Source organism: Neisseria sp. P0009.S010 (assembly GCF_051958545.1).
GTDB classification, from domain to species: Bacteria; Pseudomonadota; Gammaproteobacteria; order Burkholderiales; family Neisseriaceae; genus Neisseria; species Neisseria subflava_A.
The window spans coordinates 172,701-192,023 of the sequence record NZ_JBQCVH010000004.1 but is presented as its reverse complement, the minus strand read 5'-3'; the positions used below and the strand labels follow the sequence as shown (position 1 = coordinate 192,023).

The following is a 19,323-nucleotide window of genomic DNA, read 5'->3' as shown; positions in this document are numbered from 1 at the left end:
ATAACGCCGGCGGTTTCTTTTGATATGTTGCAAGTTTGCTTCTAATCTTCAGACGGCCTTGTCGGAAGGTAAACGTCAAAACGCGTGCTTTTGCCTGTGTATTGATAAGCAGGTTTGCGCCCGTCGAGAAATTCACCCAAGCGTGGGCGTTTGACGACAATGCGCTTTTTGGCAGTATTCAACGCTGCGTCCAGAAGCTCTGCTTCGTCTTGTGCCGCGCCGACCAAGTCGTGAAAATAAGCCATTTCTTTTTTCACGGCGGCGGTTTTGCGGCGATCCGGATACATCGGGTCAAGGTACACTACATCGGGCCTGCCGTTTTGAGTAGCCAATTTCTGCATCAAATCAACGGAATTACCGAAATGTAAAGTAATGCGTTGGGCAATCTCCCGTGTCTCTTCACTTTGCCCTGCCCTGTTGAGGCCGTCTGAAAGTAGATAGGCAACGGCAGGATTTTGTTCAAAAGTTTGCACCTTCAAACCCAACGAGGCAAGCACAAAACTGTCGCGCCCCAGTCCGCCGGTAGCGTCCCAGACAGTCGGTTGCGCAGTGTGGTTGATGGCTTTGGCAATCAATTCGCCTCCGCCTTTAGTACGCCGATAATGGGCGGCACCGCCATCAAAATCAACGCGGACACGGCCTTTTTCACCGGCGCGGCACAAGCTGATGCCGCTTTCGTCAGCGATAAGGAAACTGCCTTCTTCAGGCTGCCGGTCGATAACGGTCAGCCCGAAAGGCGCAGCAAGGCTGCGAAGTTCGGCAGATGTGGTTTCGTCAAAATAAATCTTGTACATAAGGCTTATGTTTCAGACGGCCTTGAAAACTCAGGCCGTCTGAACGTTTTAATTGATGTCTAGGCGTTCCATGCGGTAGCGCATAGAGCGGAAGCTGATGCCCAAAAGTTTGGCGGCTTGGGTACGGTTGTAACGGGTTTGCTGCAAAGCCTGCTCGATGATGCTGCGTTCCACTTGGTCAAGGTAATCCTGTATCTGCATGGTACGCGGATCAAACGGCGGAATGGGGCTGTGATTGAGCATAGTTTCGCGCGCATCAGGTTCGGCAATATCGTCAAAGGAGAAGCCGCTGCGTTCTGCCTTAACCTGAGGGGCGTTTTGAATCTGCAAGTCGTCCACTTGTATCACTTGGCCGACCGTCAGCGCAACGGCGCGTTCGAGGATATTCTCCAACTCGCGGAAGTTGCCGGGATAGCTGTAATGCAACAGGGCTTCTTGGGCTTTCGGGCTGAGTTTGTAGGTTTGATTGCCGTGACGGTGTTTATACAGCAGATACAGAATCAGCGCGCCCAAGTCTTCGCGCATTTCGCGCAAAGGCGGCATGTGTAGAGTGACAACGTTGAGGCGGTAATACAAGTCCTGACGGAACGCGCCGCTTTCAACCAAAGCTTCGAGGTTTTTGTGGGTCGCACAAATAATGCGCACATCCACAGAGGTTTCCCGCGCATCGCCGATACGGCGCACGGCTTTTTCTTGAATGGCACGCAGGAGTTTGACCTGCATGGCAAGCGGCAAATCGGCAACTTCGTCAAGGAACAAAGTGCCGCCGTCAGCATGTTGGAAAAAACCTAAACGGTCTTGATCCGCGCCGGTAAAACTACCTTTTTTGTAACCGAAAAATTCGCTTTCCATCAGGTTTTCAGGAATGGCACCGCAGTTGACGGCAATAAACGGTTTGTCGGCACGGTCGGACAGCTCGTGAATCGTGCGCGCTGCCTGCTCTTTACCCGTACCGGACTCTCCGGAGATATAAACGGGAACAAGGCTGTGGGCCAATCTGCGAATCAGGTGGCGTACTTCGACCATTTGCGGCGAGGTGCCCAACAGGCGCGGCATATCGTCCTCGCCTTCCAATATGGGTGCGTCTTGTTGCAGAGCAGGATTAATGCTGCCGGCCGAAAAACGCTCTTTTAAGGAATTGAGCCCTTCCGGAACAGTCAAAGGCCGGTTAAATTCGCTCTGTACGCTCTTAGGAGGCGTCACGACAGGCTTGGCCGGCTGAGGTTCGGGTTTATACAGGGCGGCAGAAACAGGCGCAGGCTGCGATTTGACTTTTTCAGACGGCGTGGGTTCGGCAGTATTGTCTGAAACCGATACTGCCGATTTAACCAATGAACGCAACTGCGACAGCGTAATCGGTTTTTGCAGATAATCAAACGCCCCTGCTTTCAAGGCTTCAACGGCTTGGTCGGCATTGCCGAAAGCCGTAATCACGGCGACGGGTGTGTCGAGCATCAATTCATCGATGTATTGGACAACCTCGAGGCCGGAGCCGTCAGGCATACGCATATCAGTCAACACCAGTGAATAATCGTTGTTGTCCAGCTTGTCTTTGGCTTCTTCAACACCAGCCGCAGTATCGACGCGCAGACCCATTTTCATCAGGGTCATTTCCATCAGGTCGCGGATGTCTGCCTCGTCATCGACAACCAAAACCGGCTCTTGCAATTTATTCATCCTGCACTTGCTCCTTCGGTAAAATCAATTCAAACCCGTTCATTTCAGGGTGATAATGCAGCTGCCCCATATTGGCGTGTGCCAACTCGCGTGCGACATAAAGCCCTAAGCCGGTGCCTTGTTTTTCGGTGGTGTAAAACGGCTCAAACAAATGATTTCGTACATCGGGCGGAACGCCTTTGCCGTTGTCCGCTACTACGATGGAAATATGCATCCTGCCGCTTGAACGGATCAGGACGGTAATGGCGTTTTCGTCCTGACGGCTGTGTCGCCACGCATTGTTGCACAAGTTCCACATCACTTGCTGCAAATGCATGGAGTCAACCAATACGGTCAGGTTGTTGCCGTCCATATTCATGCGCAAACAGCCGATGGCATCGGGATTATTCAAGGTAAATTCCTGCTTGAATTCCAACCAAAATTTCATCAGATTAATCGGCTGGCGGCTGATGTTGTCTCGTTTGTTAAGCAGGGATACATCTTCCAACATCTTGTCGATGCGTTGGATATTGCTGTCGATGATGTTGTAGAGCTTGGCCTTGAGCGGATCTGCCTCATCACCCTCTTGCAACAAATCGCTGGCATGACGGATGGCGGACATCGGGTTGCGGATTTCGTGGGCAAGGTTGGCAGTCAACTGTCCAAGCGAAGTCAGCTTGGTGGACATGGCCTCCGCAGCCACTTCACGCAATGAACGGACGTACAACATCAGCAGCTCGGTCTGCTCCTGAATCAGCGGAACGGCACGGACGTGCATGGCGTGTTGGAAAATATGGATATCGGTTTCAAAAGGTTTGTCGGGTTGACGTTGCCAGCGTGCGACTAGCTCGCCAAACACGATTTCCTGCTGATCGATAATCAGGCTGGGGAAATAGATTTTTGCCTGTTTGTTAAACAGCCACACGCGTTGGGTCGCATCAATCACCACAACCGCTTCCTGTACGCGGTTCAAAACCAAATGGTTCAAGCCGCTGATACGGCGGTAGGCCAGTTGATGGCGGCTGGCGGACTCTGTGGCCTGCTCCAAATAACGGGCGGCAAACGATGTCAGCATCGCCACCAGATAGCCTGCGCCGATCAGCATCGAAGAATTCACCATTGATTTTGCGTCCCAATTAAATGAATCGAAACGCATACTGCCATCTAAAAACAGGTTCAAAATAAACAACATTGCCGTATAGCCTGCATACAGCATAGGATAGTGGCCATAACTGAGCAGACACGACGTGGCGACAAACGGCAAAACCAAAATCCCGAAACCAGAAGCCGTACCGCCGGAGATATACACCAAAACCATCATCATGGTGATGTCGACCACGGCACTGGCATTGGGCAAATCCAAAGACTGCCACTGCCAGCCCGGGCGGAACACGGAGAGCATAATCAGGAGGAAATACAGCGTTACCCAGATATAAAACTCAACGTCCGGCAACGAAATGCCAATCAGGTTGCCGCCTGTGTAGCTGCCGAAAGCGTGCAAAACTAAAAGCGGTAAGACGATGGCTATTCGGGCAATGTTGATTACACCGGGAATCCGCTCCCTCAGATTACCCAGTTCTTGAAGATTGGCTCTGTTCATAAGTGAACCTTTTTTATTATCATGCAATGTCGTATAAATTTAATTTATTTAGATATATTTGTTCTTGTTTCAGGACAAACTTTTCAGATGGCCTGATATTTCCAATACCTTGCCTTTTTTACCGCGCTTGCCGTCAATATCGGCAATCCGCAGTTTTTCCTGATGCTCGGCGCTGCGGCGGCCGACCGATACAACGGTAAACTCAGGAGAGGTCGTCACCATAATGTGTTCCAAAGATGCACCATCGGCCAACGACATCAGCTGCAAACCGCGGCCTTTAGGCATGACTTTAAGCTCGCCGATGGAAAACGCCAAGAGGCGGTGGTCGCTGCTGGCCAGTACGATTTTGCAGTCGGGATTGATGAGCGAAGATGCATAGACGGCAACGGGCAGCAGGACGGTTTCGCCGCTGTCCACGGTCATTACCACTTTGCCTGCTTTCACGCGTCCGACCATATCGCCCAGTTTGGCGATGAAGCCGTAGCCGCCACTGCCTGAGAGCAGGTAGTGCTGTTCGGGCTGACCGGTAAGCATGGCAACGGGTTTCGCACCGTTTTGCAGCTCGACTAACGATGAAACCGGCACGCCGTCACCGCGTCCGCCGGGGATTTCGGCGGCATCGAGCGTGTAGGTTCTGCCCAATGAATCCAAGATGATGACAGGCAAAACGGTGCGGCCTTCGAGGGTTTGTTTGAGGCGGTCGCCTTCTTTGAACGCGGTCTGGCTCAAATCAAGGTTGTGTCCGGATCGGCTGCGTATCCAGCCTTTTTCCGACAAAATCAGCGTGATGGGTTCGTCGGCGGTAGTCTGCGTCAACACGGCGCGTCCGGCCTCCTCCACCAGCGTGCGGCGCGCGTCGCCGAACTGCTTCATGTCCGCCTGCATCTCTTTGATAATCAGCTTGCGCTTTTCGTTTTCGTCGCCCAAAAGGATATTCAGACGGCCTTGTTCTTCGCGCAACTCGTTCAATTCTTTTTCGAGTTTGAAACCTTCCAAACGTGCCAACTGGCGCAGGCGGATTTCCAAAATGTCTTCGGCTTGGATTTCGGTCAGCCCGAACACCGCCATCAAATCGGCTTTCGGGTCGTCTGATTCGCGGATGACTTTAATCACTTCGTCGATGTGCAGAAAGACTTTCAGACGGCCTTCAAGGATGTGCAGCCGTTTTTCCACTTGGTTCAAGCGGAATTTCAGACGACGTGTTACGGTAACAACGCGGAAATCCAGCCATTCCTGCAAAATCGTTTTCAGGTTTTTCTGCGCGGGGCGGTTGTCCAAACCCATCATCACCAAGTTCATGGACACATTGCCTTCCAGCGAAGTTTGCGCCATCAGCGTGTTGATGAAGGTATCCGTATCAATGCGGCTGGATTTCGGCTCGAACACCAGTCGCACGGGATGTTCGCCGTCGGACTCGTCGCGCACGCGGTCGATTAAATCCAGCATCAGCTTTTTGGTATTAAGCTGGTCTTGGTTCAGCTGCTTTTTGCCTGCTTTCGGTTTCGGGTTGGTTTGTTCTTCGATTTCGGCAAGGATTTTGGCGGAATTGGCGTTCGGCGGCAGCTCGGTCACAATCACGCGCCATTGTCCGCGCGCCAGCTTCTCGATTTCGTAACGCGCACGCACGCGCACGCTGCCCTTACCGGTTTCGTAAATCCGGCGCAATTCGTCCGCCGGCGTGATGATTTGACCGCCGCCGGCAAAGTCGGGCGCTGGGATGTACTGCATCAGGTCGGCGGTTTCCAGCGTCGGTTTCTTCAACAGCGCAATCGCCGCCTGCGTGACTTCGTTCAAATTGTGTGATGGGATTTCGGTCGCCATGCCCACCGCGATGCCCGATGCGCCGTTGAGCAAGACCATAGGCAGACGGGCTGGCAGATGTACAGGTTCGTCAAACGCGCCGTCGTAGTTCGGTACAAAATCCACCGTACCCTGATTGATTTCGGACAACAGCAATTCCGCAATCGGCGTCAGCCGTGCTTCGGTATAACGCATCGCCGCCGCTCCGTCGCCGTCGCGTGAGCCGAAGTTGCCGATGCCGTCGATTAAGGGATAGCGCAAGGTAAAATCCTGCGCCATGCGAACCATCGCTTCATAGGCAGAACTGTCGCCGTGCGGGTGATATTTACCCAAAATCTCGCCGACCACGCGCGCGGATTTCACCGGCTTCGCCCCCGCCGTCAAACCCATATCGCGCATGGCAAACAAAATACGTCGTTGTACAGGCTTTTGGCCGTCTGAAACTTCAGGCAGCGCGCGACCTTTAACCACGCTCATGGCGTATTCGAGATAGGCGCGTTCGGCGTATTGACCTAACAGCAGGTAGTCTTCGCCGATAGGAGATGGGCTTGGAGCGGAAATGTGTTCTGTCATCAGGATGGTAAAACGAAATAAATTAAAGAAGGATATTGTAAAGCAAAATCGGTAGTCATAGCCAATTTGAGTGATGAACGGTAGTGCAGCGACAATAAGGCTTACCGAATCAGGTCAGCAAATGGAATCCGTTTCGACAAAAAAGGCCGTCTGAAACCATTTCATGTTTCAGACGGCCTTTTCATTTTGGTTTTAAATCAAAACTTCGTTATTCTGCAGTAGCCGGTTTGGCCGCAGTTTTAATGGTTAAGGTCAACGCGGCGGCAATAGCGAGGAAAACACCGGCAAACGTCATCGCGTTGGCAGGATTTGAACCCAAGAAGGTTTTGTACACCCAGCCGAAAGATACGGTTTCAATCAGCATTGGAATCACAATCATCATGTTCACAATACCCATGTACACGCCATAACGTTCTTTCGGAATAGAACCGACCACAATCATAAACGGCACGCCCATCATACTTGCCCAACCGACACCGAAACCAATCATTGGGACAAACATTAAGTATTTATTACCGATGTGCGGAATGCTAAGCAAGGCCAGTGCGGCAAGGGTTACGGCAAAGGCATGAACATATTTGGCGGCATATTTGCGTGCCATCCACATCAAGCCAAAAGCAGAGATAAAGGTTACAACGTTGTAGGAAGCGTTTACCAAACCGGTCCATGCAACCGCTTGACTATACGCTTCGGTATTTTCAACAGTCGAATCCCAAACGGATTGGACGATACTGTGAGAAATATATTGCCAGTAGATAAAGAGTGCGTACCATTGGAAGAGATACACCAAAGCCAGTTGCCTCAGGGCAGTCGGCATTTCGCGTACAGCAACGATAATATCTTTAACAGCATGAGCCGGACCACTTGGTTGCGCTTTAATGGCTGCCATTTCTGCAGGACTAGGCTCGCGTTCGGATGTCGATAAAACGGTAACCAAAACCGAACCGATAGAGCAAACCGCACCAATATAGAACGAACCGAATACCCAATACGGGATACCCGCTTCGGAAGTTTGTTTCAACCAACCGATTTGCTGGAAGATATAGAGGGAAACGTTGGCCAGTGTAATACCCAAACCGGTAAACACAGACTGCATCAAGAAACCGGTAGATTGCTGATGTTCAGGAACCGTATCGGCAATAAAGGCACGGAAAGGTTCCATTGCAGTATTGTTACTGATGTCCAAGAGCCACAGCAACAATACAGCTACCCACAATGCGGTAACGTGCGGATAGATAAAGAGACAGAGGCTGCAACCGATGGCGCCAATCAAGAAATACGGGCGGCGGCGACCCAATCCAGGCACCCAAGTGCGGTCACTCATCGCACCAATCATCGGCTGCACCAGCAAACCGGTAATCGGGCCTGCCATATTCAAAATCGGCAACTGGCTCGGATCGGCATGAAGAAAGCTGAAAATCGGGTTAATCGCAGTTTGCTGCAACCCGAAGCTGTATTGAATGCCGAAGAAACCGAAGTTCATCAGCATAATCTGGCGAAGTGTCATCGCCACTTGTGGGGAGATTTTCATAGGAAGGCTACTCCTGGATAATAAACTATGGAAACAACAAACTCCAATTTCAGCAGTATGACGCTCTTATTGTATTGGGCCGCCTTTTTCAATGAGGCAACCCTGTTTTCAGACGGCCTTCATTTTGACCGTTTATATAATCTTGTTTTGATGTGTGTTTGTGTTGTTTGAAGCTTATTTTTAGGCCGTCTGAAACTATTTATTCATCACAGACTGACGCCAGATGGTTTCCCCAACGACCTTGACGGGCCGAACCGTACCGGCCGGATGTTCGATGTATTGGAACAGCAAATCCGCCGCCATCGCACCCATGCGCAAATAGGGCAACTCAGTACTGGTCAACGGCGGAAACAGCGTTTCCGCAATCGCGCTGTGGTTATCATATCCAGCAACAGAGACTTGCTCGGGAACCCGCATGCCGCGCGTCCTCAAAATCCCGTACACGCGTACTGCCATTTCATCGTTACCGCAGCAAATTACCGTCGGCGGAAGCGGCAAAGACAACAGTTTCAAAATAGCCGAAATCAAAGATCCGCTGTCATTGCTGAAGTCAGGATAACCAGTTTGCACCAAATCAGGATCGAAGACAATATCCGCATCAGCCAAAGCACGGCGGTATCCGGCCAATCTCAATCTTGTCGCTTCCACGCCCGGCTGCAAAGTCACATAAGCAATCCGTTTGTGTCCGCTTTGGATAATCCGGCGCACCAAGCCATACTGCCCTGCTTCGTCGTCCGGCAAAACCGACGGCGTACCTGCCAAATCAAAACAGTTGACCAACACCATCGGGCAACGGTTGAGCACTTCCGGCAGCAATACTTCCTGATGGAAACCTGCCACATATAAAATCCCCTCGGCACGATGCTCCATAAAGGTACGGATCAGTGGCTCCATCTGACCGGGCTGACCCGGCTTGTTGTCGATGTCGGCAATCATCAAAATCTTGCCTTGTGCGCGAATCCGCTGCTGAATGCCCTTAATCAAGAACATATCCGGTATGCCGTGTCCGCCCGTATTCTCGCCTGTCCGCGAAATGGCGCCGGTAATCAGACCGATCAAGCCAGAACGGTGTGACCGCATAATCCTCGCCGCAGAAGACGGAATATAGCCCAAAGCAGCAATCGCTGTTTCTACTTTAGAACGGGTTTTATCACTGACCGACGCATCGCCGTTAATCACCCGGCTGACCGTCTTGGGAGATACCCCGGCATAAGCAGCGACATCATAAATTGTAGCCATCTTACGGACCCGCCCCGACAAGATTTCAATAATGTTACATAGGATAACACAGCAGACATCGGTGTCATACCCCCTTTTTTACAGAAACTTGATGATAATCAACCGTTTCTTTTGCATTTTGCATACCTTTCTTAAACAAGACCGCCCCTACCACCTCCCAAAAATTGTCCAAATTTGTTAAACTACAAACAACTATAAAAAGCAGAAAATAGATACCCTGCTTGTTTACCGTTACATACTAAGGAAACGAGATGACCGCATACTCAGACGCATGGCAAGCCTTGGAAGCCCATCATGCCGATACGCAACACGTTACCCTGCGCGAACGTTTCGCTGCAGATGCCGAACGTTTCAACAATATGCACGAAATTCTGTACGGTTTGTTATTTGATTACAGCAAAAACCGCCTAGATGAAAACACCCTTGATTTATTGTGCCAACTGGCCGAAGCGGCCGATTTGCCACAATATATGCAGGCCATGAGCAGCGGTGAAAAAATCAACACCAGCGAACACCGCGCTGTCCTCCACACCGCCCTGCGCCTGCCTGCCAATGCCAAACCTGTTTACGTCGACGGCGAAAACATCGTATCCAAAGTTCATCACGAACTCAACCGCACCCTCGAGTTCGCACGCCAACTTTTGGACGGCACCCACGCAGGCATTACCGGCAAACCCATTACCGACTTGGTTCACATCGGCATCGGCGGCTCCGATTTAGGCCCGCGCATGGCCACACAGGCGCTGCAACCCTATTGGCAAAACATCCGCGTCCACTTTGTCAGCAACTCCGATGATGCCGACCTGACCCAAACCCTTCTCGGCCTCAATCCCGAGACCACCGTATTCAGCATTGCCAGCAAATCGTTCCGCACACCGGAGACCCTGCTCAATGCCTACGCCGCGCGTACTTGGTACCGCGATGCAGGGTTGCCCGATTCCGGCATCTACCGCCACTTCTGCGCCATTTCCGCCGATGTGGCCGCCGCCCAAAACTTCGGTATCTCCCCCGACAAAGTCTTCGCCATGTCCGACTGGGTCGGCGGCCGCTATTCCGTCTGGTCGCCCATCGGCCTGCCTCTGATGGTTGCCGTCGGCGAAAAAGCATTCCGCAAAATGCTGGCCGGCGCACACGCTATGGACACCCATTTCTTCGAGACACCATTCCGCCGCAACATTCCCGTCCTGATGGCGCTCATCAACGTTTGGTACAACAACTTCCAACATTCAGACGGCCAAACCGTTGTCCCATACAGCCACAACATGCGCCTCTTCACCCCGTGGCTCAACCAGCTCGATATGGAAAGCCTCGGCAAACAGCGTACTTCAGACGGCCAACCCGTTTCCTGCACCACCGGCGGCATTGTCTTCGGCGACGAAGGCGTCAACTGCCAACACGCCTACTTCCAGCTTCTGCACCAAGGCACGCGTCTGATTCCCGTCGATTTCATCGTCCCCATGACCACAATCTACGGCAACCACCGCCAACACCGCTTTACCGTTGCCAATGCCTTCGCCCAAGCCGAAGCGCTGATGAAAGGCAAAACCTTAGACGAAGTGCAAATCGAATTGACCATCCTACCCCAAGACGAACGCGACCGCCTTGCACCGCAAAAAGAATTCCCCGGCAACCGTCCGAGCAACAGCCTGCTCATCGACAGCCTGACACCGTTCAACCTCGGCATGCTGATGGCTGCTTACGAACATCGTACTTTCGTTCAAGGCGTGATTTGGCGTATCAACCCCTTCGACCAATGGGGCGTGGAATACGGTAAAGAGCTGGCCAAAACCATCGAACCCGAACTCGAACGCGGCACGCCTGCACACGACAGCTCCACCAACGGTCTGATCGCCTTCTACCGCAACTGCAACGCAGCATCGAAGGCCATCTGAAAATAAAATATCCGTAAAACAAACATATCTGCCTGTCTTACGGGCATTTCAAAACCTAATCGGCGGTAAGAATGAACCGTTAAAGCACCGCACTTTTAGACAAAAGTAGCTAGATTTTGATATAAAAAAAGGCTAAATCGATAATGACTTAGCCTTTTTCATCAGACTTGATTAGTTGTTTGTTGTTAATGCGCCTAAATCTTTATCAACTAAGAACAAACCTTTACCATCTTCACCAAGAAGATTTAATTTATCCAAAATTCCACTGAATAATTTTTCTTCTTCATGTTGTTCAGCCACATACCATTGTAAGAAGTTAAAGGCAGAGTAGTCTTTCTCTTCAAAAGTTCTACCAACTAATTCATTGATTTTAGAGGTAATTAACTTTTCATGTTCATAAGTTAATTCAAGTACTTGTTTCAATGATGAAAATTGATGAGGTGGTTCATCAATTTGTGTGATGATAGCCAATGCGCCGGTCTCATTTAAATAAGTGAAGAGTTTACGCATATGCTGCATTTCCTCAGCCGCATGCTCTGATAAAAATTTTGCAGCTCCTTCGAAACCTTGTTGTTCGCACCAGGCGCTCATTTGTAAATATAAGTTAGAAGAATAAAACTCTAAATTCATTTGATCATTTAATAGTTTAATCACGCTATTTGATAACATTTTATTTCTCCTATTCTTATAAAGTTTTTAATTCACGATCAATGTAGTAGAGCGCTGTACCACTTTCACCAAGAAGTTTGAATTTATCAACAATACTGTTAAATAATTTTTCTTCTTCATGCTGTTCAGCTACATACCATTGTAAGAAGTTAAAAGTAGAGTAATCCTTTTCTGCAAAAGTACTCTCAACTAACTCATTAATTTTAGATGTCACTAGTTTTTCGTGTTCAAGTGTTGTTTCAAAAACTTCTTTTAATGAAGCGTAATCGTGTTTAGGGGCGTCAATTTTACCTAACAAAGGCATTCCACTGGTTTCGCTCACATAAGTAAACAACTTTTGCATATGTTCCAATTCTTCATCGGCATGACGAAGTAAAAATGCTGCAGCGCCTTCATAACCATGTTTATGGCACCATGCACTCATTTGCAAATAGACATTTGATGAATACAACTCGAGATTAATTTGTTCGTTTAATTTTGCTGTAATTGACTTACTTAGCATAACTAACTCCTTTTCTTAATGCGATTAATAGATGTATCACAATACAAAATTTGTATTTGCGGATGAATTTTACTCATTTTATTGAGAATAGTCAATTTTATTTTATCATTTTTTATTGTAACCCATTAATTTAAAAGGATTTTATAAATAAATCATTCTCATTTGGTTCCATTTAATGAAATGAGTTATCAATATCGCCTTTGCCTAAATTCTCTAGAGAAATGATGAGGTGTTGGAAGGAGAATCGTAGATTTCCAAAGTTTTTTGCTCTCACTTATCAACTCCAAAATACTGGATAAATAGAAAACATGAAAATTCAATGTTTTTTATAGAATTACGCATCAAAGCGATATAGTTTCAAAGTAGGTTATCCTTAATATTTGAATGTGACAATTACCATTTATTATTTAACATAATATACATATTGTTGAAAAATCTACTGGTTAACTTCAATCAGGGAAAGCATGAAGAAGTTAGGAAGTTGGTTGGAAAGTTGATTAGGGTAGATTTTATTCAAATGAAAGACTAGGCTATGAAATCAAAATTTGTGTATAAGTTACTGGTAATTTCAAAGTACCTGTACATTTTAATTTGTATATCAATACCAATCGTTTTTATTTATGAAAGCTACCAAGGAGATAATGTTGATTTTATGATTTATATTCATGCTTTTATTATTTTTTCCATATTGGGTGTATTGACTCAATATTCTACATCTAATTTTTTTGAAAAGGAAAAATAACATGATTGAACTATCCATTGAGGATCTGGAACTAATTTATGGAGGAGGCTTAGGAGAGAGAATCCTTCAAGGAGGAGCAAATGGTGCATAAATAGGAGGATCAATTGGTGCAGGTATTGGTCTGGGTGTCGGTATAGCTTTTGGCAGTATTCCTGCCGGACCAGCTATTATGGTCGGTGGCACAATTGGTGCTGCTGTTGGTGCTGCAACTGGTATGGGTGTTGCAGCATATGAGTATTACCAAGAAACTCAGCCTAAAGGGACAGTAACGGTCGGTCCGATTTCTGCTTTTGCTGTGGACAAATCAGGAAACGGCTACACTGACGGCACAAATTACCACTGATATTTCTCATCGTTCAAACGATCTCTAGGGGTCGTCTGAAACTTTCTTAACTTCAATTTTATAAATACACCCAAGCAACCCTTCTTCCGTCCTGAAGTCTCCGTTGCCCGCCAAACCAGTTGTTCCAACAAAAGGCCGTCTGAAACTTAATTTGTCAAAGTTTCAGACGGCCTTTATTCAATAAAGATAGCAGAAGCTCATTCGCCATATCCCCCATCTTTGCTACAATATCCCTTTTCTTTTTTATTGATTCCACTATGACCACCGTACCCCAAACCAGCACTTGGCGCAAGATTTTCTCGCGCAGTATGCTGATTTGTATCTTTACAGGCTTCACTTCGGGGCTACCGCTTTATTTTCTGATCAACCTGATTCCGGCATGGTTGCGCAGCGAACATGTCGATTTGAAAACCATCGGCCTGATGGCACTTATCGGGCTGCCTTTCACTTGGAAATTTATCTGGTCTCCCGTCATTGATTTGGTCAGATTACCTTTTTTAGGACGGCGACGCGGTTGGATGCTGGTTACGCAAATTGGTTTGCTGCTGACCTTGCTCATTTACGCCTTCCTAAATCCTGCTCAGCATTTATATGTAATTATGGGCTTATCGTTGGTGGTCGCCTTTTTCTCTGCCAGCCAAGATATTGTATTGGATGCATTTCGCCGAGAAATTTTGTCAGATGAAGAATTAGGCTTGGGCAACTCCATCCACGTCAACGCCTACCGCATCGCCGCCTTGGTACCCGGCTCGCTCAGCTTGATTTTGGCTGATTTAATGCCTTGGCACAACGTATTCATCATTACTGCACTATTTATGCTGCCCGGTCTGCTGATGACCCTGTTTTTAGCTAAAGAGCCTGACATTCCACCATCTGTGTCGCGTACATTTGCCCAAACGGTTTCCGACCCTTTTAGTGAGTTCTTCTCCCGCAAAGGAATCAAACAGGCCATATTGGTATTGCTGTTTATCTTTCTCTACAAACTGGGCGACAGCATGGCCACTTCTTTGGCTACACCGTTTTATCTGGACATAGGCTTCAGCAAAACCGACATCGGCCTCATTGCCAAAAATGCCGGCTTATGGCCTGCTGTCATTGCCGGTATTGTAGGCGGTATTTGGATGATAAAGCTCGGTATCAACAGGGCTTTGTGGGTTTTCGGCGTAGCCCAATGGGTAACGATTCTAGGCTTTGCCTGGTTGGCAAATTTTGGCAAGTTTGAAACCATCACACTGACAGAGCAAATGATGCTTGCGGCCGTGATTGGTGCAGAAGCAGCGGGCGTAGGTCTGGGTACAGCGGCATTTGTCGCCTATATGGCCCGTGAAACCAATCCTGCTTTCACGGCCACACAATTGGCCCTCTTTACCAGCCTGTCAGCTGTTCCCCGTACATTTATCAATGCTTCGGCAGGCTATCTGATTGAAGCGATGGGTTACTTCAATTTCTACTGGCTGTGTTTTGCTTTGGGCATACCCGGCATGTTGCTGCTGTTTAAAGTGGCACCATGGAATGGCGACAAAGCGAATACCCGTTTGCAAGGCTAAATCTCCTTAACAAACAAAAGGCCGTCTGAATAGTTCAGACGGCCTTTATCATATAAAAACTTTATTCTGCTTCAGGTTTGACAGTGCTGCGGACATCGCTGCTTTTTTCTTTATGTTTCAAAACAGCGCGGTCGAGCTTGTCCATCAAAACATCAATCGCGGCGTACATATCCTGCTCAATCGCTTCAACGTGCAAATCTTTGCCTGCCAGATGCGCATCGGCTTCGGCTTTTTGATTGACTTTTTCCACCGAGAGCGTAATGGTCACAGAGATGATGTTGTCGGCGTGGCGATTGATTCGTGCCAACTTGTCGGAAACATAGTTTTTGATGGCTTCGGTAACATCAAAATTCAGACCGGTGATTTTCAGATTCATGATACAGCTCCTTCGGTTGATTAGTCCGTCAAAACGGATCGGAATATATCTACTCGGTAAATTTTCGTTTGTGTGCCGGTGGTATGTCTAATGATTCTCTATATTTAGCAACTGTACGTCTGGCGATTTCAATGCCGCGTTGTTTTAATAATTTGACGAGGGTCTCGTCCGAATAAGGTTTGCTGCTGTCTTCACTTTCAATCAGCTGGCTCAATACGGCTTTGATTGCGCCTTGGCTGAACCCTTCGCCGTCATCGTCGGCATTCACTGCCTGTGTGAAGAAATAGCGTAACGCAAACAGGCCACGCGGGCAAGACAAATATTTCTGATTGGCGGCGCGCGAGATGGTACTTTCCGCCAAACCCAATTCGGCGGCGGCATCTTTCATCAGCATGGGCGACAGGCCGATTTCGCCGAAGATGAAAAAATCTTCCTGATTTTTGACAATATACTCGGCAAGGCGGAGGACTGTGCTTTTGCGCAGTTCCAAAGAATCAATGCGCTGTTTGGCTTCACTGATTTTTTCCTTCCACTCCGGTGCGCCCTCTTCCGCTGATTTCATCAGGTCGCAATATTCCTGATTGAGCTGCAGCTTCGGCCAAGCTGCCTCATTGCTGATGACTTCCCAGCCGTCCTTGCCCTCTTTGACCCAAACGTCAGGCTGGATATAAGGCGTAGGCGTGGCAGAGGCGAAACCGTAGGCCGGATAGGGATTGAGCTCGGCAATCATATCGAGCGCGGCTTCTATGGTTTCGCTGTCAGTATCGGGATAGAGTTTGCGGAAACGCAAAACGTTTTGTTTGCGGTTTTTGCCTAAATCTTGAAGCGAACTTTGCACCAAATGCGCGGCCATTTGTCTGGCCGGAGAAGCCGGCAAACGCATCAGCTGCAGCATGAGCGACTCGGTCAAATCGGCCGCCGCCACGCCGGGCGGATCAAATGTTTGCAATACATCCAGCGCGTTTTGCAGGGCTTCTTCGTCCAACATCCATTCTAACGGCGTGTGGTCGATGATTTCTTCGAGACTGTCGGTGAGGTAGCCTTGTTCATCCAAAAAATCAATCAAGACGTGAACATAGGCCGCTTCCACTTGCGAGAGCGGATGCTCGCACACTTGGGCATGCAGATAGTGTTTGAAATCCTCTTCTTCGGCGATGTTGCTCCAAATATCTTCGGCATCGTCGCCACTCAACTGCTGACCTGCGCGCGGCATGGTTACCGCACGGTTGAGCCCGCTATCGGCAAACTCATCAGTTTCCGGACGCTCAAGCAGAGGATTGTCCAACAACCAGTCTTCCACTTCGCGCTCAAGCTCAAGACCCGACATCTGCAAGATGCGCAAAGACTGCTGCAGCCGCTGGTTGAGCTGCTGGGTCTGTTTGAGTTTAAGGACGAGTGAAGACATAGCGTTTTTTTTCGAAGTGTATAGATAGTTTTTCAGACGGCCTTTGTACGGAGGGCCGTCTGAAAAACTAGGTTATAGGTATTATATTTGTATTCTTAGTAATTATTTCAATATTTACAGTTACCCTCAATTGAAATGAGAGCCTCGTGTGAAACCGGTTTTACGATTGCCGTCAAATATGCATTCAATATTTGAAATTTTCACCCAAGTAAACCGAACGGACTTGTTCATTGTTGACCAAGTCGTCCGGCTTGCCTGAAGCCAATACCGTACCGTCGCTGATGATGTAGGCACGGTCGCAGATGCTGAGGGTTTCGCGCACGTTGTGGTCGGTAATCAATACGCCAATACCGCGTGATTTGAGGAACTCGATGATTTTCTGAATATCGATGACGGCAATCGGGTCAACGCCGGCAAAAGGTTCGTCCAACAAAATGAAACGCGGCTGCATGGCCAACACGCGCGCGATTTCGACACGGCGGCGTTCGCCACCGGATAAAGACGGCGCGGGGTTGTTGCGCAGGCGTTCGATGTTCAAATCGGCCAACAGTTTTTCCAGTTCGGCATCGATGCGGCTTTTGTCCTTCATGCTGATTTCCAAAATGGCGCGGATATTTTGTTCCACGGTCATTTTGCGGAAAATCGAGGCTTCCTGCGGCAGATAGCCGACGCCGAGGCGGGCGCGTTCGTGAATGGGCAGGTGGCGCAACTCTTGTCCGTCCAGCATCACGCTGCCTGCATCGGCGGCAATCAGGCCGACAATCATGTAAAAGCTGGTGGTCTTACCTGCGCCGTTGGGGCCAAGCAGGCCGATGACTTCGCCACTTTCGATTTCAAGGGAGAAGCTTTTGACGACTTGGCGTTTTTTGAAACTTTTTTGCAGGTCTTGAACCACAAGACGGCTGTTGTTTGCGCTCATATTCTGTTGACTTTCGATATTGACCTCAGGCCGTCTGAACCTTTTTCAGACGGCCTTTTTGTGTGTTTTCTTATTTGTTTTTCTGCGTGCTGGACGGCTGGATGACCACGCTGACGCGGCCGGATTTGGCGGCGGATTTCACACCGGATTTGGCGCTGCCGTTAATGGTGTAAACCTCGGTTTTAGTGTTGTACGTAATGACCGCACCTTCGGCTACATCGCCGCCGCGCTGTACTTTGGCATTTCCGGACAGGGTAACCAGGTTGGCTGCGGAAGAATACGTTACAGTATTGGCTTGGCCGTTGACCACGCCTTTACCGCCGTCCAACTCTTGGCTGAATTTGACGGGAGAGCCGGTGGCTTTCATCAACTGCTCGCTTTTGTCGTTGCGTGAAACGGTTACGCTGCCGGCACGGATATTGAGCGTGCCTTGTTTGATGATGACGTTGCCGGAAAAGGTGGTGCTTTGGTTGTTTTGGTCAAGCGAGCCTTGGTCGGCTTCGATTTGAATCGGCTGCTTGCTGTCGCTTTGCAGGGCAAAGGCCGGGCTGGCGGCAAAAACGGCAACAAGGGCTAAGGTTTTACAAATTTTTTGTATCATAAATTGTGGCTTTCACTTTGGAAGGGAAATTCAGCAAACCGGTTTTGTGGTCATAAGTCATGCCGTTTGCCTGACCGCCGGACTGTCCGTATTGGAAAGTAACGGGGCTGTCGGTATGGGCGTATTGCGCCTCGGTATCGACATTCAAACGTTCGGTTTTGACGATGCCGGCCAAACGCTTGGCATCTGCTGCTTTGTTTAAGACAACATTCTGTTCAAAAACGACTTTTTTGTTTTGAATATTGTATGCTGCCTTGTCGCTGCCGACTTCGTACAACAGGCTGCCGTCGCGGTAAAACGAAAGGTGTGGTTTATCCAAATGCACATCCGCGCTATTCGGATATTGGACGGCATCGACCGCACTCAGGTTTTCTTTCAGACGGCCTTCTTGGTCAAAACGTTTGCCGTTGATACCTTTCATCGAATATTGCGGCTCATTCGGATTGAGGACGACTTCTTCGACCTGCACTTCGCTGATGCGGCCGAGCCACGCCGCCAATGCGCCGAGTGAAACGGCCAACACCAGCGGAAAAGCGATTCCGTAACGCCATCTGATTTTCATCGTACATACTCTTTCAAAGCAGGTTCAAGCGTACCTTGCGCCTGCATAATCAAATCGCACACTTCACGCACCGCGCCTGCGCCGCCGGAACGTCGGGTTACATAATGGGCGTATTGCAAAGTAAACCAATGCGCTTCAGGGACGGCGACCGCCAATCCGCAACGCACCATCACGGGCAAATCGACAACATCGTCGCCGACAAAGGCGCACTCATGCTCCTCCACACCGGCCTGTTCGCGTAATTGGGCATAGGCGGCACGTTTGTCGTGAATGCCTTTGAAGTAATAGTTGATACCGAGCTGCTTCACGCGGATACCGACGGAAGGCGCATCGCGGCCGGTAATAATCGCTGTTTGCACGCCGCCGGCCTGAAGCATTTTCAAACCGTGTCCGTCCAAAGTGTGGAACGATTTGATTTCTTCGCCGTTGTCGCGGATAAAAATGCGGCCGTCGGTCAAAACGCCGTCTACATCTAATATCAGCAGTTTGATACCTAAAGCGCGTTGTTGCAGGTCGGAAGAGAGGTTTTGCATAAGGTTTCCTTATTTCAGACGGCCTATTCTAGCATAAGG

General features: G+C 49.1%; 17 protein-coding genes. 3 read left to right on the top strand and 14 right to left on the bottom strand.

Features of this window, described 5'->3' with window-relative positions; all coding sequences use genetic code 11:
• Positions 1–41: 41 nt before the first annotated feature.
• The 6 genes from ACTHSN_RS05775 to ACTHSN_RS05750 form a co-directional block, all read right to left on the bottom strand.
• Positions 42–794, bottom strand: coding sequence for a class I SAM-dependent methyltransferase (locus ACTHSN_RS05775; RefSeq protein ID WP_440365165.1), 753 nt, complete (start codon positions 792–794; stop codon positions 42–44).
• Between the two features lie 48 nt (positions 795–842).
• A complete protein-coding gene (locus ACTHSN_RS05770) occupies positions 843–2,471 on the bottom strand; it encodes a sigma-54-dependent transcriptional regulator (protein ID WP_107810960.1) in 1,629 nt (542 codons plus the stop codon).
• Complete coding sequence (locus ACTHSN_RS05765; protein WP_070459470.1) at positions 2,464–4,050, bottom strand: two-component system sensor histidine kinase NtrB; 1,587 nt, start codon at positions 4,048–4,050, stop codon at positions 2,464–2,466. The genes ACTHSN_RS05770 and ACTHSN_RS05765 overlap by 8 nt, the downstream gene beginning before the upstream one ends.
• A gap of 69 nt (positions 4,051–4,119) precedes the next feature.
• Positions 4,120–6,423 (bottom strand): DNA topoisomerase IV subunit A, encoded by a 2,304-nt coding sequence (parC, locus tag ACTHSN_RS05760; protein ID WP_107768731.1) that lies wholly within the window; start codon positions 6,421–6,423, stop codon positions 4,120–4,122.
• A 208-nt stretch (positions 6,424–6,631) separates the two neighbouring features.
• Positions 6,632–7,954: an MFS transporter gene (locus ACTHSN_RS05755; RefSeq protein WP_070765650.1), complete on the bottom strand. Its 1,323-nt coding sequence runs from the start codon at positions 7,952–7,954 to the stop codon at positions 6,632–6,634.
• Between the two features lie 195 nt (positions 7,955–8,149).
• Positions 8,150–9,193, bottom strand: coding sequence for a LacI family DNA-binding transcriptional regulator (locus ACTHSN_RS05750; protein ID WP_070765649.1), 1,044 nt, complete (start codon positions 9,191–9,193; stop codon positions 8,150–8,152).
• Positions 9,194–9,444: 251 nt separating this feature from the next.
• On the opposite strand from ACTHSN_RS05750, the gene pgi reads away from it, so the two are divergent.
• The gene (gene pgi, locus ACTHSN_RS05745; protein WP_070814663.1) at positions 9,445–11,085 is read left to right on the top strand and encodes a glucose-6-phosphate isomerase; all 1,641 of its coding nucleotides are present in this window, start codon (positions 9,445–9,447) and stop codon (positions 11,083–11,085) included.
• Between the two features lie 171 nt (positions 11,086–11,256).
• Here the strand turns inward: pgi and ftnA (ACTHSN_RS05740) are convergent, their stop codons facing one another.
• Both ftnA (ACTHSN_RS05740) and ftnA (ACTHSN_RS05735) read right to left on the bottom strand, forming a co-directional pair.
• Entirely contained in the window at positions 11,257–11,754 is a 498-nt protein-coding gene (ftnA, locus tag ACTHSN_RS05740; protein ID WP_003686798.1) for a non-heme ferritin, read from the bottom strand.
• A gap of 16 nt (positions 11,755–11,770) precedes the next feature.
• Positions 11,771–12,256, bottom strand: coding sequence for a non-heme ferritin (gene ftnA / locus ACTHSN_RS05735; protein ID WP_003686837.1), 486 nt, complete (start codon positions 12,254–12,256; stop codon positions 11,771–11,773).
• 911 nt (positions 12,257–13,167) lie between these two features.
• Between ftnA (ACTHSN_RS05735) and ACTHSN_RS05730 the strand changes: the two genes are divergently transcribed.
• Both ACTHSN_RS05730 and ACTHSN_RS05725 read left to right on the top strand, forming a co-directional pair.
• Positions 13,168–13,341 (top strand): hypothetical protein, encoded by a 174-nt coding sequence (locus tag ACTHSN_RS05730; protein ID WP_224783520.1) that lies wholly within the window; start codon positions 13,168–13,170, stop codon positions 13,339–13,341.
• Positions 13,342–13,598: 257 nt separating this feature from the next.
• A complete protein-coding gene (locus ACTHSN_RS05725) occupies positions 13,599–14,888 on the top strand; it encodes an AmpG family muropeptide MFS transporter (RefSeq protein WP_440365164.1) in 1,290 nt (429 codons plus the stop codon).
• A gap of 61 nt (positions 14,889–14,949) precedes the next feature.
• On the opposite strand, the gene hpf is transcribed toward ACTHSN_RS05725, so the two are convergent.
• The 6 genes from hpf to ACTHSN_RS05695 all read right to left on the bottom strand — a co-directional run bounded on the left by hpf (position 14,950) and on the right by ACTHSN_RS05695 (position 19,284).
• Complete coding sequence (gene hpf, locus ACTHSN_RS05720; RefSeq protein ID WP_440365163.1) at positions 14,950–15,264, bottom strand: ribosome hibernation-promoting factor, HPF/YfiA family; 315 nt, start codon at positions 15,262–15,264, stop codon at positions 14,950–14,952.
• A 49-nt stretch (positions 15,265–15,313) separates the two neighbouring features.
• Complete coding sequence (gene rpoN / locus ACTHSN_RS05715) at positions 15,314–16,669, bottom strand: RNA polymerase factor sigma-54 (RefSeq protein ID WP_440365162.1); 1,356 nt, start codon at positions 16,667–16,669, stop codon at positions 15,314–15,316.
• Positions 16,670–16,853: 184 nt separating this feature from the next.
• Complete coding sequence (gene lptB, locus ACTHSN_RS05710) at positions 16,854–17,588, bottom strand: LPS export ABC transporter ATP-binding protein (RefSeq protein ID WP_070459483.1); 735 nt, start codon at positions 17,586–17,588, stop codon at positions 16,854–16,856.
• Between the two features lie 70 nt (positions 17,589–17,658).
• Positions 17,659–18,189, bottom strand: coding sequence for a lipopolysaccharide transport periplasmic protein LptA (gene lptA, locus ACTHSN_RS05705; RefSeq protein WP_003748337.1), 531 nt, complete (start codon positions 18,187–18,189; stop codon positions 17,659–17,661).
• A complete protein-coding gene (lptC, locus tag ACTHSN_RS05700; RefSeq protein ID WP_003686789.1) occupies positions 18,170–18,751 on the bottom strand; it encodes an LPS export ABC transporter periplasmic protein LptC in 582 nt (193 codons plus the stop codon). Before lptC ends, lptA begins: the two co-directional genes overlap by 20 nt.
• Positions 18,748–19,284 carry a KdsC family phosphatase gene (locus ACTHSN_RS05695; RefSeq protein WP_063069321.1) on the bottom strand — a complete coding sequence of 179 codons (537 nt, stop codon included), beginning with the start codon at positions 19,282–19,284 and terminating at the stop codon, positions 18,748–18,750. The genes lptC and ACTHSN_RS05695 overlap by 4 nt, the downstream gene beginning before the upstream one ends.
• Between the last annotated feature and the right edge of the window lie 39 nt (positions 19,285–19,323).

Coding starts and splice junctions, on each gene's coding strand:
- ACTHSN_RS05765 (WP_070459470.1), bottom strand. CDS start 4,050: ATGAACAGAGCCAATCTTCAAGAACTGGGTAATCTGAGGGAGCGGATT.
- lptB (WP_070459483.1), bottom strand. CDS start 17,588: ATGAGCGCAAACAACAGCCGTCTTGTGGTTCAAGACCTGCAAAAAAGT.
- ACTHSN_RS05725 (WP_440365164.1), top strand. CDS start 13,599: ATGACCACCGTACCCCAAACCAGCACTTGGCGCAAGATTTTCTCGCGC.
- ACTHSN_RS05770 (WP_107810960.1), bottom strand. CDS start 2,471: ATGAATAAATTGCAAGAGCCGGTTTTGGTTGTCGATGACGAGGCAGAC.
- ACTHSN_RS05775 (WP_440365165.1), bottom strand. CDS start 794: ATGTACAAGATTTATTTTGACGAAACCACATCTGCCGAACTTCGCAGC.
- pgi (WP_070814663.1), top strand. CDS start 9,445: ATGACCGCATACTCAGACGCATGGCAAGCCTTGGAAGCCCATCATGCC.
- ftnA (WP_003686798.1), bottom strand. CDS start 11,754: ATGTTATCAAATAGCGTGATTAAACTATTAAATGATCAAATGAATTTA.
- ACTHSN_RS05750 (WP_070765649.1), bottom strand. CDS start 9,193: ATGGCTACAATTTATGATGTCGCTGCTTATGCCGGGGTATCTCCCAAG.
- ACTHSN_RS05730 (WP_224783520.1), top strand. CDS start 13,168: ATGGTCGGTGGCACAATTGGTGCTGCTGTTGGTGCTGCAACTGGTATG.
- lptC (WP_003686789.1), bottom strand. CDS start 18,751: ATGAAAATCAGATGGCGTTACGGAATCGCTTTTCCGCTGGTGTTGGCC.
- ACTHSN_RS05695 (WP_063069321.1), bottom strand. CDS start 19,284: ATGCAAAACCTCTCTTCCGACCTGCAACAACGCGCTTTAGGTATCAAA.
- hpf (WP_440365163.1), bottom strand. CDS start 15,264: ATGAATCTGAAAATCACCGGTCTGAATTTTGATGTTACCGAAGCCATC.
- ACTHSN_RS05755 (WP_070765650.1), bottom strand. CDS start 7,954: ATGAAAATCTCCCCACAAGTGGCGATGACACTTCGCCAGATTATGCTG.
- parC (WP_107768731.1), bottom strand. CDS start 6,423: ATGACAGAACACATTTCCGCTCCAAGCCCATCTCCTATCGGCGAAGAC.
- rpoN (WP_440365162.1), bottom strand. CDS start 16,669: ATGTCTTCACTCGTCCTTAAACTCAAACAGACCCAGCAGCTCAACCAG.
- lptA (WP_003748337.1), bottom strand. CDS start 18,189: ATGATACAAAAAATTTGTAAAACCTTAGCCCTTGTTGCCGTTTTTGCC.
- ftnA (WP_003686837.1), bottom strand. CDS start 12,256: ATGCTAAGTAAGTCAATTACAGCAAAATTAAACGAACAAATTAATCTC.